This window comes from Pseudomonas sp. R4-39-08, from assembly GCF_003852275.1.
Classification (GTDB): Bacteria; Pseudomonadota; Gammaproteobacteria; order Pseudomonadales; family Pseudomonadaceae; genus Aquipseudomonas.
On record NZ_CP027733.1, the window covers coordinates 3,505,670 to 3,518,086 of the forward strand.

Genomic DNA, 12,417 nt, shown 5'->3' on the forward strand with positions numbered 1-12,417 from the left:
TTTTGATCACGGCGGGCTTTTTCGTCGCCACGGCTTTATCATTGGCCCACGTTTTATTGGCAGAGTGTTCCATGAAGTTCGCGATTGCAGTGTTCAGCGCCGCCCACGCGCCCTCCTCGCGCCGCGCCCTGTTGTTCGCCCAGGCGGCGCTGGCCGGTGGGCATGAGATTGTGCGGCTGTTTTTTTATCAGGATGGCGTGTACAGCGCGTCCAATAACATCGTCGCGCCCCAGGATGAGCAAGACATCGCGCGCCAATGGCGCGAGTTCGTCAGCGCCCACCAGCTCGACGGCGTCGTCTGCATCGCTGCAGCCCTGCGCCGTGGCGTGCTCAACGCCGAGGAAGCCATGCGCTATCAACGCAGCGCGGTGAACCTGGAGGCGCCCTGGGCGCTGTCGGGGCTGGGGCAACTGCATGACGCGATCCAGGACGCCGACCGCCTGATCTGTTTTGGAGGTTCATGACATGGCCAAGTCATTGCTGGTGATCAGCCGCCAGGCACCGTGGTCCGGCCCCAGTGCGCGAGAAGCGCTGGATATCGTGCTGGCCGGTGGCGCGTTCGATCTGCCGATCGGCCTGCTGTTTCTGGACGACGGCGTGTTCCAGCTCGCATCGCACCAGGACGCCAAGGCCGTGCAACAAAAGGATTTGAGCGCCAACCTGCAAGCCCTGGGGCTGTTCGGCATCGATGACGTGTTCGCCTGCAGCCACAGCCTGGCCGAACGCGGGCTGGGTGTGCCGGCCAGCGCGCAGCCGTTGGCCCCTGCCGCCATTTCCCAACTGATTGAACGTTACGACCAGGTGATTACCCTCTGATGTCGACTCTACATGTGGTGTCCCACTCCCCCTTTACCGACAGCCGTCTCGACAGCTGTCTGCGCGTCTGTGCCAGCGCAGATGCGATCCTGCTGTGCGGCGACGGCGCCTACGGCCTGCGCAACCCGGCCCTGCACACCAAAGGCGTGAAGGTGTTCGTGCTGGCTGAAGACATGCAGGCGCGCAACCTGCCTTTGCCGGACTGGGCCGACAGCGTGGACTATCCGGGTTTCGTGCAGTTGTCGATCGACTATGACAAGGTTAATACCTGGTTATGAATACGCTGACCGTAGGCACGCGCACCCTCGAACTGGACAAGGACGGCTACCTGGTCGACCTCGAGGCGTGGTCTGCCGAGATTGCCGACGCCCTGGCCGCCGCCGAATCGCTGGAACTGACCCCGGACCATTGGGAAATCCTCGAACTGCTGCGCGGCTTTTACGCGCAATATCAGCTGTCGCCGGCCACGCGCCCGCTGATCAAGTACGCCGCCTTGAAGCTCGGCCCGGACAAGGGCAACAGCCTGCACCTCAATAAACTGTTCAACGGCACTCCCGCCAAACTTGCCGCCAAGCTGGCGGGCCTGCCCAGGCCGACGAATTGCTTATGACCGACTTTGCCCCACTGACCCTCTCAACGCCTGAAGAGCACCCTTTTGCGCAGTTCGTGCGCATCCTCGGCAAAGGCAAGCGCGGCGCGCGCAACCTCACCCGTGAGGAAGCGCGGGAAGCCATGGGCATGCTGCTCGATGAAAAAGTCGAAGACACCCAACTGGGCGCCTTTCTCATGCTGTTGCGTCACAAGGAAGAAAGCCCGGAAGAGCTCGCCGGTTTCACCGAAGCGGTGCGCGAGCGCTTGAACCCGCCCGCCTTGAAGGTGGATATCGACTGGCCGACCTACGCCGGCAAAAAGCGCCACTTGCCGTGGTTCCTGCTGGCGGCCAAATGCCTGGCGCAAAACGGCGTGCGCATCCTCATGCACGGCGGCGGCGCGCATACGGCGGGCCGCCTGTACACCGAGCAATTGCTGGAGCGTTTGCAGATACCGTTGTGCCGCAATTGGCAGCAGGTCGAGGCGGCGTATGAACAAGGCAACCTGGCGTTTATCCCGCTGGGCGACTGGGCGCCTCAGTTGCAGCGCATGATCGACCTGCGCAACACCCTGGGCCTGCGCTCGCCGATCCACTCCCTGGCACGCTTGCTCAACCCGCTGAATGCCCGTTGCGGCCTGCAAAGCATCTTCCACCCGGGTTATCAAGGCGTGCACCGCGATGCCAGCGGCCTGCTGGGCGACAACGTGATTGTGGTCAAGGGCGATGGCGGCGAAGTCGAAATCAACCCCGACACCCTCAGCCACCTGTACGGCACCACCGGTGGCCTGAGCTGGGACGAAGAATGGCCCGCCCTCTCCGCCCAGCGCCACGTCAAACCGGCGAGCCTTGCGCCTGAGCATCTCAAAGCCCTGTGGCGTGGCGAGGTCGAGGACAGCTACCCGCAACTGGCACTGATCGCGACCATGGCCCTGGCTTTGCGCGGCCTCGGACACACCCGGGAGCAGGCATTTGAACTGGCCCAGCAGTATTGGGATGCGCGCGACAAATCGATTTAATCGATCATTCACCTCGGGTCTTTGCGCTTTTAGTTCGAACTCATCCCTTTAGACTGGGCTCCAACGCTTATTAGCCAAGGAGCCAGTCATGGGTTTGCTGATCGAAGGACACTGGAAAGACCAATGGTACGAAAGTAGCGCAGACGGTGCGTTCCAGCGTGAACAGGCGCAACGCCGCCACTGGGTGACCGCCGACGGCCAGCCCGGCCCGAGTGGCGAAGGCGGCTTCAAGGCCGAGGCGGGTCGCTATCACCTCTACGTCTCTCTGGCCTGCCCCTGGGCCCACCGCACCTTGATCCTGCGCAAGCTCAAGGGCCTGGAAAGCCTGATCGACGTCTCGGTGGTCAGTTGGCTGATGCTGGAAAACGGCTGGACCTTCGACAAGGCCCACGGCTCCAGCGGCGACGCGCTCGACGGCTTCGACTTCATGCACCAGCGCTACACCGCTGAGACCGCTGACTACACCGGGCGTGTCACGGTGCCGGTGTTATGGGACAAAAAGCTCAAACGCATCGTCAGCAATGAGTCGGCGGAAATCATCCGCATGTTCAATAGCGCATTTGATGAGCTGACCGGTAATACCCTGGATTTCTATCCCGACGCACTGCGCCCGACCATCGATGCGCTGAACGAACGCATCTACCCGGCCGTGAACAACGGCGTGTACCGCGCGGGGTTCGCCACCTCGCAGCAGGCCTATGAAGGTGCGTTCGATGACGTGTTTGCCGAGCTGGACCATTTGGAGCAGCACCTGGGCGAGCATCGCTATCTGGCCGGCGAATACCTGACCGAGGCGGATGTGCGGCTGTTCACCACGCTGATTCGTTTTGATGCGGTGTATTACAGCCACTTCAAATGCAACCTGCGGCGGATTGCCGATTATTCAAATCTGTCGAATTGGTTGCGGGAAATGTATCAGTGGCCGGGGGTGGCCGAGACGGTGGATTTTGAGCACATCAAGGGGCATTACTACGCCAGCCACCGCACCATCAATCCGACGGGGATTGTGCCGAAGGGGCCGCTGCAGCGGTTTGATGTTGGGCATGATCGGAAGCGGTTGAATGGCAAAGGTGTGTGGAGCTGATCCGGATGATGAGCTGAAGCTGATGGCCTCTTCGGGGGCAAGCCCCCTCCCACACTGATCGTTCCCACGCTCTGCGTGGGAATGCACCCCGTGACGCTCTGCGTCACTTGTCCACATTGAGCTGTACCGCGTGACGCGGAGCGTCCAAGGTGGCATTCCCACGCAGAGCGTGGGAACGATCAATTGGTCTCAGACCTGGGCCTGGGCGCCTTCGAACCACTTGAGCTTCTCGCGCAACACCACCACCTCACCCACGATCACCAGCGTCGGCGCATGCACTTCATGCTCCGCCACCATGCGCGGCAAGTCGGCCAGGGTGCCGGTGAATACGCGCTGGTTGGCGGTGGTGCCCTGCTGAATCAACGCCGCCGGCGTATCCGCCGCGCGCCCGTGCTTGATCAATTGCTCGCAGATGATCGGCAAGCCAATCAAGCCCATGTAGAACACCAGGGTCTGTGACGGCCCCACCAGGTCCTGCCAGGGCAGGTCCGAGGTGCCATTCTTCAAGTGGCCGGTGATAAACCGCACCGACTGCGCGTAGTCACGGTGCGTCAACGGAATGCCCGCATAGGCCGCGCAACCACTGGCCGCCGTGATCCCCGGGACCACCTGGAACGGGATGCCATGGGCCGCCAATTCCTCGATCTCTTCACCGCCACGCCCGAAAATGAACGGATCGCCGCCCTTGAGGCGCAGCACGCGCTTGCCTTGCTTGGCCAGGTCCACCAGTTGCTGGTTGATCTGGTCCTGCGGCACGGCATGGTCGGCGCGACGCTTGCCGACGTACACGCGCTCGGCATCCCGGCGGCACAGTTCCAGGATCGCCGGTGCCACCAACCGGTCATACAACACCACGTCGGCTTGCTGCATCAGGCGCAAGGCGCGGAAGGTCAGCAGGTCCGGGTCGCCCGGGCCTGCACCCACCAGGTATACCTCACCCGGTGCGTAAGGCGGCGCGCCATTGACCTTTTCGATCAACAGACGCTCAGCCTCATCGCCCTGCCCGGCCAGTTGCCGGTCGGCAATCGGGCCCTGGAACACTTCTTCCCAGAACGCCCGTCGCTGCTGCACATCCGGGTACAAACCTTTGACCTGGGCACGAAAACGCGCCGCCAACCCGGCCAACTGGCCATAGGTGGACGGAATCCAGGTTTCCAGCTTGGCCCGGATCAAGCGCGCCAGTACCGGCGCATCGCCGCCACTGGACACCGCGATCACCAACGGCGAACGGTCGACGATCGCCGGGAAGATCACGCTGCACAGGGCCGGCGCATCCACCACATTGACCGGTACACAGCGCCGCTTGGCATCACTGGACACTTTCGCGTTCAGTGGCTCGTCGTCGGTGGCCGCGATGATCAGCACGCAACCGTCGAGGTCCGTCTCCTGATAACCGCGCAACATCAGGTCCCCGCCACTGCCCAGCACCAGTTCACGCAACTGGTCTTCGATCTGGGGAGCAACCACCCGCAGCAACGCCCCGGCATCGGCCAGCAGCCGGGATTTGCGCAAGGCAATCTCCCCGCCGCCGACGACCAGCACACGACTGCCGCGCAGGTTATGAAACAGCGGCAGAAATTCCATTTAGCCGATGACCTCGACGCCCGCCATGTAGGGCTTGAGCACCTCAGGCACACGAATAGAACCGTCGGCCTGCTGGTAGTTTTCCAGCACTGCCACCAGCGTACGGCCTACTGCCAGGCCCGAACCGTTGAGGGTGTGCACCAGTTCCGGCTTGCCGGTTTCCGGGTTGCGGAAACGCGCCTGCATGCGTCGGGCCTGGAAATCGCCGCAGTTGGAGCACGACGAAATCTCGCGGTACTTGTCCTGGCTCGGCACCCACACTTCGAGGTCGTAGGTCTTCACGGCGCTGAAACCCATGTCACCGGTGCACAACGCCAGCACGCGATACGGCAGCTCCAGCAACTGCAGGACGCGCTCGGCGTTGGCCGTCAGGCCTTCCAACGCTTCCATCGATTTGGACGGCTCGACCACCTGGACCATCTCGACCTTGTCGAACTGGTGCTGGCGGATCATGCCACGGGTGTCGCGCCCCGAGGCGCCGGCTTCACTGCGGAAGCACGGGCTATGGGCGACAAACTTGAGCGGCAGTTGCTTGGCATCGAGGATTTCGCCAGCGACGATATTGGTCAGCGACACTTCCGCGGTCGGGATCAGATACAAGTCGGCTTCGCCGTCGCGGCTGATCTTGAACAGGTCTTCCTCGAATTTCGGCAACTGGCTGGTGCCCATCAACGCCGGCGCTTGCACCAGGTACGGGGTGTAGGCCTCTTCGTAACCGTGCTCGGCGGTGTGCAGGTTGATCATGAACTGCGCCAGGGCACGATGCATGCGCGCAATCGGGCCACGCAACAGGGCGAAACGCGCGCCGGACATTTTCGCGGCGGTTTCGAAATCCAGGCCGCCGGTCAATTCGCCCAGGGCAACGTGGTCCTTGATATCGAAATCGAAGGCTTTGGGCGTGCCCCAGCGGCGCACTTCAACGTTGCCGTCTTCGTCCGCGCCAATCGGCACGGATTCGTGGGGCAGGTTGGGGATGCCCAGCAGGATCGAATCCAGCTCGGACTGAATTTTGTCCAGCTCGGCTTTGCCGTCGGACAGCTCGGTACCCATGCGCTCGACGTCCGCCATCAACGGCGCGATGTCTTCGCCGCGCTGCTTGGCCTGACCGATGGACTTGGAACGCGCATTCCGCTCAGCCTGCAGTGCTTCGGTGCGGGTCTGGACGGTCTTGCGCTGTTCTTCCAGCGCTTCGATGCGCGCAACATCCAAGGCAAAGCCACGGGATGCCAGGCGGTCCGCTACGTCCTGAAGGTTGCTACGTAACAGTTTGGAATCGAGCATGTCGGTCTCTCGTTTATCAAAGTTTGGTCAAGGACAGGCCGGCCCAGGTGGCGAGCAGCCCGCCGAATACGCTGATAGCTGCATAGCCAATCGCCAGCAGCACTTGCCCGCTTTCCAGCAGGCGTACGGTATCCAGTGAAAATGATGAAAAGGTCGTCAGGCCGCCAAGGAAGCCAACCATCAGTCCGGCGCGCACCTCAATCGGTACTTCGGGACGCACCAGGAACAGGCCGTATAAAACACCGATCAACAGGCAGCCCACGATATTAACGGCCAGCGTCGCGGTATAGAAGTGCTTGGGCCAATTCGCGTTGATCCAGTTACCCGTCGCAAAGCGCAGCAGTGTACCCGCGATACCGCCCGCCGAGACGGCGACCACTAAAGGAATCATGATTTTCTCCGCTGCCTGGGACTTAAACGATCGAGTGCGGCCAGGTGATTGAGCTTCTCACCGATCTTCAGCTCCAGGCCACGGGGCACCGGCTGATAGAGCGGCAACGGTTCCAGCTCATCGGGAAAGTAGTCCTCACCGGCCGCGTAAGCGTCCGGCTCATCATGGGCATAGCGGTACTCATCACCGTAACCCAGCTGTTTCATCAACTTGGTCGGCGCGTTGCGCAAGTGCATCGGCACTTCGAGCGAACCGTGTTCGGCCGCCGCGCGCATCGCCGACTTGAAGCCCATGTACACCGCATTGCTTTTGGGCGCGCACGCCAGGTAGGTAATGGCCTGGGCCACCGCCAGCTCGCCTTCCGGGCTGCCGAGGCGCTCCTGCACGTCCCAGGCGGCCAGGCACAGGCTCAGGGCGCGCGGGTCGGCATTACCGATGTCCTCGCTGGCCATGCGCACCACGCGGCGTGCCAGGTACAACGGGTCGCAACCGCCGTCGATCATGCGCGCAAACCAGTACAGCGCGCCGTCCGGGTTGGAACCGCGTACGGATTTGTGCAGCGCCGAGATCTGGTCGTAGAACGCTTCGCCGCCCTTATCGAAACGCCGGCGTGTGTCGCCCAGCAGGCTTTGCAGCAGGTCGACGCCAATCTCGCCGCCATCTTCGGCCAGGTCCGAGGCGTTCTCCAGCAGGTTGAGAAACCGTCGGCCATCGCCATCGGCGGCGGTGAGCAGGATCTTGAAGCCCTCTTCACTGACGCTCAGCTGGCGCTTGCCAAGCCCCTTGTCTTCGCTCAAGGCGCGCTGCAACAGCTTTTGCATCGCCGCTTCGTCCAGGCTCTTGAGCACGTAGACGCGCGCCCGCGAGAGCAGCGCGTTATTCAATTCGAACGAAGGGTTTTCGGTGGTGGCGCCGATAAAGATCAGCGTGCCGTCTTCGACGTACGGCAGGAACGCATCCTGCTGGGACTTGTTGAAGCGATGCACTTCGTCGACGAACAGGATGGTGCGCTTGCCGTATTGCCCGGCCTGCTGCTTGGCGATTTCCACCGCCTGGCGGATCTCCTTGACCCCGGCCAGCACGGCTGAGACCGTTTCGAAGTGCGCATCCGAGACCTTGGCCAGCAGCCGCGCCAGGGTGGTTTTACCCACGCCCGGCGGCCCCCAGAAAATCATCGAGTGCAGCGCACCCTGCTCCAGGGCTTCACGCAAGGGCTTGCCGCGAGCGAGCAGGTGTTCCTGACCGACGTACTCGTCCAGGTTGGTCGAGCGCAGGCGCGCGGCCAGAGGCTGGGCAATCGGGTCACTTCGAAACAGATCCATGGGCAGCGTTTGAAACCTCTGGGGAGTTTATTCCTGGATCACGTCGGCACCCTTGGGGATGTCGAACTTGAACTTGGACGCGGGCACCGGCTGGTTGGCCTTGACCCCGGAAAACAGGATATCGGTGCGCTGGCCGACGCTGTCGATCAGGCGCATGTTATTGATCACGCCGTTGCCGAACGACAGTTGCAGGCTGTCAAACAGCGTGTCCTTGGATTTGGGCTTGAGGGTGAATTCGATCACGTTGCTGGTTTGCTTGGAGGTGATATCGAAACTGTCATTGATCTTCGATACATCGCCCGACAGCAGCAGCGCTGGCGTCTGGTTCAGCCGTGGGTCGAGCTTCTTGATGGTCGCCTGCTCCAGGTCCGGGTCCCACAGCGTGACTTTCTGGCCGTCGGAAACGATGGTCTGTTCGGCCTTGCCTTCGGTATGCCAGTAGAACAGGCCAGGACGCTGCACAGCCATTTCGCCTGCGGTTTCCTGCAACTGGGTGCCACCGGCGTCCAGGGTCAGCTGGGAAAAGCGCGCGGTCAGGGTCTGGGATTTGTCCAGCAGGTTCTTCAGGCTGGCCACCGAAGCTGGGTCAGCGTGAGCCGAAGCGGCGGTCAGGGCCAGTACCGGCAACAACAGCATGCGGATAATGCGCATGGGAATCCTCATTGAGTAAACAGGGCGCGCCGCGTGCTGCCACGCGGCGCGGGATCAGTCGCGCATCTGCCCGGGGGCGATGATTTCACGCGAGCCGTTGGTGTTCATTGCGGTGACGACGCCAGCGTTTTCCATGGCCTCGATCATGCGGGCTGCGCGGTTGTAGCCAATCTTCAGCTTGCGTTGCACCGCAGAAATCGAGGCGCGACGGCTTTCCAGCACGAACGCCACGGCCTCGTCGTACAGCGCGTCGGTTTCGGCGTCATCGTCGCCACCGCCGCTGCCGCCGTCGAAGCCGCTGCCGGCCTCTTCAACGCCGGCGAGGATCTCGTCGTTATATTCAGGTGCGCCACGCAGTTTCCAGGCTTCCACCACGCGATGCACTTCATCGTCGGACACGAAGGCACCGTGCACACGGATCGGCAGGCTGGTGCCGGGCGGCATGTAGAGCATGTCACCGTGGCCCAGCAGTTGCTCGGCGCCGCCCTGGTCGATGATGGTCCGCGAGTCGATCTTGCTCGACACCTGGAACGCCATGCGCGTGGGGATGTTGGCCTTGATCAGGCCGGTGATCACATCCACCGACGGCCGCTGGGTCGCGAGGATCAAGTGGATCCCGGCCGCACGGGCCTTCTGGGCAATACGCGCGATCAGTTCTTCGACCTTCTTGCCGACGATCATCATCATGTCGGCGAATTCGTCGACCACCACCACGATGGTCGGCAACTTGGTCAGCAGTGGCGCTTCGTCGTGAATGTTCTCGCGCTTGTACAGCGGGTCGGTCAGTGGTGTGCCGGCGTCCTGGGCTTCCTTGACCTTGGCATTGAAGCCGGACAGGTTACGCACGCCCATCTTCGCCATCAGCTTGTAGCGACGCTCCATCTCGGCGACGCTCCAGCGCAGGGCGTTGGCGGCGTCCTTCATGTCGGTGACCACCGGGCACAGCAGGTGCGGAATGCCTTCGTAGATCGACAATTCCAACATCTTCGGGTCGATCATGATCAGCTTGGCGTCGTCCGGGCCGGATTTGAACAGGATCGACAGGATCATTGCGTTCACGCCCACCGACTTACCGGAACCGGTGGTACCGGCCACCAGCAGGTGCGGCATTTTTGCCAGGTCGGTGATCACCGGCTTGCCGCCGATGTCATGGCCGAGGGCCAAGGTGACCGGCGATTTGAAATTGTCATATTCCGGGGTCGACAGCACCTCGGAGAACCGCACGATCTGGCGGTCTTCGTTGGGAATCTCGATGCCCACGGTGGTCTTGCCAGGAATTACTTCCACCACGCGCACACTGGTCACGGCCAGGGAACGGGCCAGGTCTTTGGCCAGGTTGGAAATACGGCTGACCTTGACGCCCGCCGCCGGCTGGATTTCGTAACGGGTAATCACCGGGCCTGGGTGAATCGAGTCTACCGACACTTCGACCCCGAATTCCTTGAGCTTGATTTCCAGCAGGTGGCCGACGGCCGCCAGGGATTCGGGCGAGTAGTTGAGCTGTTTCTTTTCCGCCGGGTCGAGAATCGAGATCGGCGGCAAGGTGCCTTCGACCGCGCTGTCGATGAAAAGCGGAGCCTGTTTCTCTTTCTGCACGCGATGGCTTGGCTCGGGCGCCTTGGGCGGCGCGGGAGCGATCACCGGCGGCACCTGCTTCTCGCGGTCCGACATGTGCTTGCTCAAGGCCTGCTCGCGCTCGATCAGGCGCTCCTTGACCTTGGCCTGCTCGCGGCGGTCCGGCGTGCTAGGAGCCACCACTTCGTTGACGCGGGTGTCCACTTCGCGCAGCTGCGCAACCATTTGCTTGCGCTCGACACGCGCCGCCCACCAGCGGTTGGCGGCACCCTGGAACAACTCGAACAGATCGAGGGTGATCTTGCCGGTCACGTCCATCACTTTGAACCAAGACAGGTCGGTGAACACCGTAAGGCCGAACAGAAACAGTGCGATGAACATCAGGGTGCTGCCCTGGATATTCAGGGTACGGCGCGCCAGGTCGCCCAGGCTTTCGCCCAGCGCCCCGCCCGCACCCGCCGGCAGACCGGTGGGCGCGTGGAAATGGATATGCGCCAGGGCGGCGCCGGACAACACCAGGAACACCAGCCCGATCAGGCGCCAGGAGAACAGCCAGCCGCTCCACTGCCACGGTTCATGCCGCTGGCGGAAGATCTGCCAGGTCTTGATCGCCAGCAGCAGTGGGAAGATGTAGGCGAAATAACCGAGGATCATGAACAGGATATCGGCGCTGTAGGAACCCACGGGGCCACCGAAATTCTGCACGTCGTCGATTTTGCTGTTGTGGCTCCAGCCAGGATCGTCCTTGCCATAGGTGAGCAAGGCCATCATCAGGAACAGGCACAGCGCGCCGATAGCGATCAGCGCACCTTCCTTGAGTCGGTAATGCAGGTGCTGACGCCAGGCCGGCACGACTGCTGCTTTGGGTGTTGCGGCGGATTTCTTCAAAACGGGTCTTTTCCTGCGCCTTTTAGCGCGTCCATCTGTTGAATGACTGCACACGACTGCTCTGTCCCGAGCAGCTGAAAAATGACGAATGTTGCTGAATCTACTTTTAACACTGCGTAACGCATAGGCGAAATGGCGATAACGCCACGATCGCCGCATTGTACGGGTTTGCGTGCGCGATGCCACGCACTTGCCCATCACCCGGCAGCGTGAACCCTCCAGGTGTTGCAGCCTGCTCAATTTGAGCATGCATTGTCTTTGCTGACAAAGGCTTATGCGCTGTATTTAGCAAACCAGACAAGCTTGGCAAAGTGCCTGCACTGGCCAGACCCGATTACGACCGCGCCTTATGCACAGAGTTGCAGAAACACCCTTACACGCTAATCCGCGCCGGAAACCTATTCGGGCTGGCCCCGTGGCGCTGTGTCGACAATAATCACCGCCTGGGGCAGGCGCCCAACAGCCTGCCACTCCCCTCCCCTTCCGTAAGCCTGGATGCCATGCTGACCTGGTTACAACGCGACACCCTCACATTCCCGCCACTGGCCAAGGCCATGCGCGAACCCAACGGCCTGCTTGCCGCCGGCGGCGACCTCTCAGCCGAACGGTTGATCCAGGCCTATCGTCACGGCTGCTTCCCCTGGTTCTCCGAAGGCCAACCGATTCTCTGGTGGTCGCCGGACCCACGCACCGTGATATTCCCCGACGAGCTGCACGTCTCGCGCAGCCTCGGCAAATTATTGCGCCAACAGCGCTATCGCGTGACCTTCGACCAGGACTTCGCTGCGGTTATTCAAGGCTGTGCGGCGCCACGCGCCTATGCCGATGGCACCTGGATCACGCAAGGCATCCAGAGCGCCTACCTGGAGCTGCATCAGCGTGGTTACGCCCACTCGGTGGAGGTGTGGGACCAGGGGGAACTGGTCGGAGGCCTTTACGGCCTGGCGATGGGCCAATTGTTTTTTGGTGAATCGATGTTCAGCCGCGCCGACAACGCCTCCAAATTCGGCTTCGCCACGCTGACCCGGCAATTGCAGGCCTGGGGCTTTGTGCTGATTGACTGCCAGATGCCCAACGACCACCTGCACAGCCTGGGCGCACGCGCCATACCGCGCACCGAGTTCGCGCAGTGGTTGGGCAATCACCTGGACGTGCCCAGCTCTGGGCCGTGGGTTTCTTAAGCGCCATCCGCGTACCTGGCTTACACTTATTTCAAA

General features: G+C 62.0%; 13 protein-coding genes. 7 read left to right on the forward strand and 6 right to left on the reverse strand.

Going from position 1 to position 12,417, the window contains the following annotated elements; translation table 11 throughout:
- The first annotated feature begins 71 nt into the window (after positions 1 to 71).
- The 6 genes from tusD (at position 72) to C4J88_RS16230 (ending at position 3,508) form a co-directional block, all read left to right on the forward strand.
- Positions 72 to 464 (forward strand): sulfurtransferase complex subunit TusD, encoded by a 393-nt coding sequence (gene tusD / locus C4J88_RS16205; RefSeq protein ID WP_124367398.1) that lies wholly within the window; start codon positions 72 to 74, stop codon positions 462 to 464.
- A gap of 1 nt (position 465) precedes the next feature.
- Entirely contained in the window at positions 466 to 816 is a 351-nt protein-coding gene (gene tusC, locus C4J88_RS16210) for a sulfurtransferase complex subunit TusC (RefSeq protein WP_124407546.1), read from the forward strand.
- The gene (gene tusB, locus C4J88_RS16215; protein WP_124407547.1) at positions 816 to 1,094 is read left to right on the forward strand and encodes a sulfurtransferase complex subunit TusB; all 279 of its coding nucleotides are present in this window, start codon (positions 816 to 818) and stop codon (positions 1,092 to 1,094) included. Before tusC ends, tusB begins: the two co-directional genes overlap by 1 nt.
- Positions 1,091 to 1,426 (forward strand): TusE/DsrC/DsvC family sulfur relay protein, encoded by a 336-nt coding sequence (locus C4J88_RS16220; RefSeq protein ID WP_124407548.1) that lies wholly within the window; start codon positions 1,091 to 1,093, stop codon positions 1,424 to 1,426. The genes tusB and C4J88_RS16220 overlap by 4 nt, the downstream gene beginning before the upstream one ends.
- Positions 1,423 to 2,424: a glycosyl transferase family protein gene (locus C4J88_RS16225; RefSeq protein ID WP_124367401.1), complete on the forward strand. Its 1,002-nt coding sequence runs from the start codon at positions 1,423 to 1,425 to the stop codon at positions 2,422 to 2,424. Before C4J88_RS16220 ends, C4J88_RS16225 begins: the two co-directional genes overlap by 4 nt.
- Positions 2,425 to 2,512: 88 nt before the next feature.
- Positions 2,513 to 3,508 carry a glutathione S-transferase family protein gene (locus tag C4J88_RS16230; RefSeq protein ID WP_124367402.1) on the forward strand — a complete coding sequence of 332 codons (996 nt, stop codon included), beginning with the start codon at positions 2,513 to 2,515 and terminating at the stop codon, positions 3,506 to 3,508.
- Positions 3,509 to 3,697: 189 nt separating this feature from the next.
- Here C4J88_RS16230 and cysG read toward each other — a convergent pair whose 3' ends face one another.
- From cysG to C4J88_RS16260, 6 genes are read right to left on the reverse strand one after another with little or no spacing between them, the layout of a single operon-like run.
- Complete coding sequence (gene cysG / locus C4J88_RS16235; RefSeq protein WP_124407549.1) at positions 3,698 to 5,092, reverse strand: siroheme synthase CysG; 1,395 nt, start codon at positions 5,090 to 5,092, stop codon at positions 3,698 to 3,700.
- Entirely contained in the window at positions 5,093 to 6,373 is a 1,281-nt protein-coding gene (gene serS, locus C4J88_RS16240; protein ID WP_124363280.1) for a serine--tRNA ligase, read from the reverse strand.
- 16 nt (positions 6,374 to 6,389) lie between these two features.
- Complete coding sequence (crcB, locus tag C4J88_RS16245) at positions 6,390 to 6,764, reverse strand: fluoride efflux transporter CrcB (RefSeq protein WP_124363281.1); 375 nt, start codon at positions 6,762 to 6,764, stop codon at positions 6,390 to 6,392.
- A complete protein-coding gene (locus C4J88_RS16250; protein WP_124367404.1) occupies positions 6,761 to 8,086 on the reverse strand; it encodes a replication-associated recombination protein A in 1,326 nt (441 codons plus the stop codon). The genes crcB and C4J88_RS16250 overlap by 4 nt, the downstream gene beginning before the upstream one ends.
- Positions 8,087 to 8,113: 27 nt before the next feature.
- Positions 8,114 to 8,737, reverse strand: coding sequence for an outer membrane lipoprotein chaperone LolA (gene lolA, locus C4J88_RS16255; RefSeq protein ID WP_124363283.1), 624 nt, complete (start codon positions 8,735 to 8,737; stop codon positions 8,114 to 8,116).
- Between the two features lie 54 nt (positions 8,738 to 8,791).
- Positions 8,792 to 11,200 (reverse strand): DNA translocase FtsK, encoded by a 2,409-nt coding sequence (locus C4J88_RS16260; protein ID WP_124363284.1) that lies wholly within the window; start codon positions 11,198 to 11,200, stop codon positions 8,792 to 8,794.
- Positions 11,201 to 11,700: 500 nt separating this feature from the next.
- Here C4J88_RS16260 and aat point away from each other — a divergent pair, with 500 nt between their 5' ends.
- Positions 11,701 to 12,381 (forward strand): leucyl/phenylalanyl-tRNA--protein transferase, encoded by a 681-nt coding sequence (aat, locus tag C4J88_RS16265; protein ID WP_124407550.1) that lies wholly within the window; start codon positions 11,701 to 11,703, stop codon positions 12,379 to 12,381.
- The last annotated feature ends 36 nt before the right edge of the window (positions 12,382 to 12,417 follow it).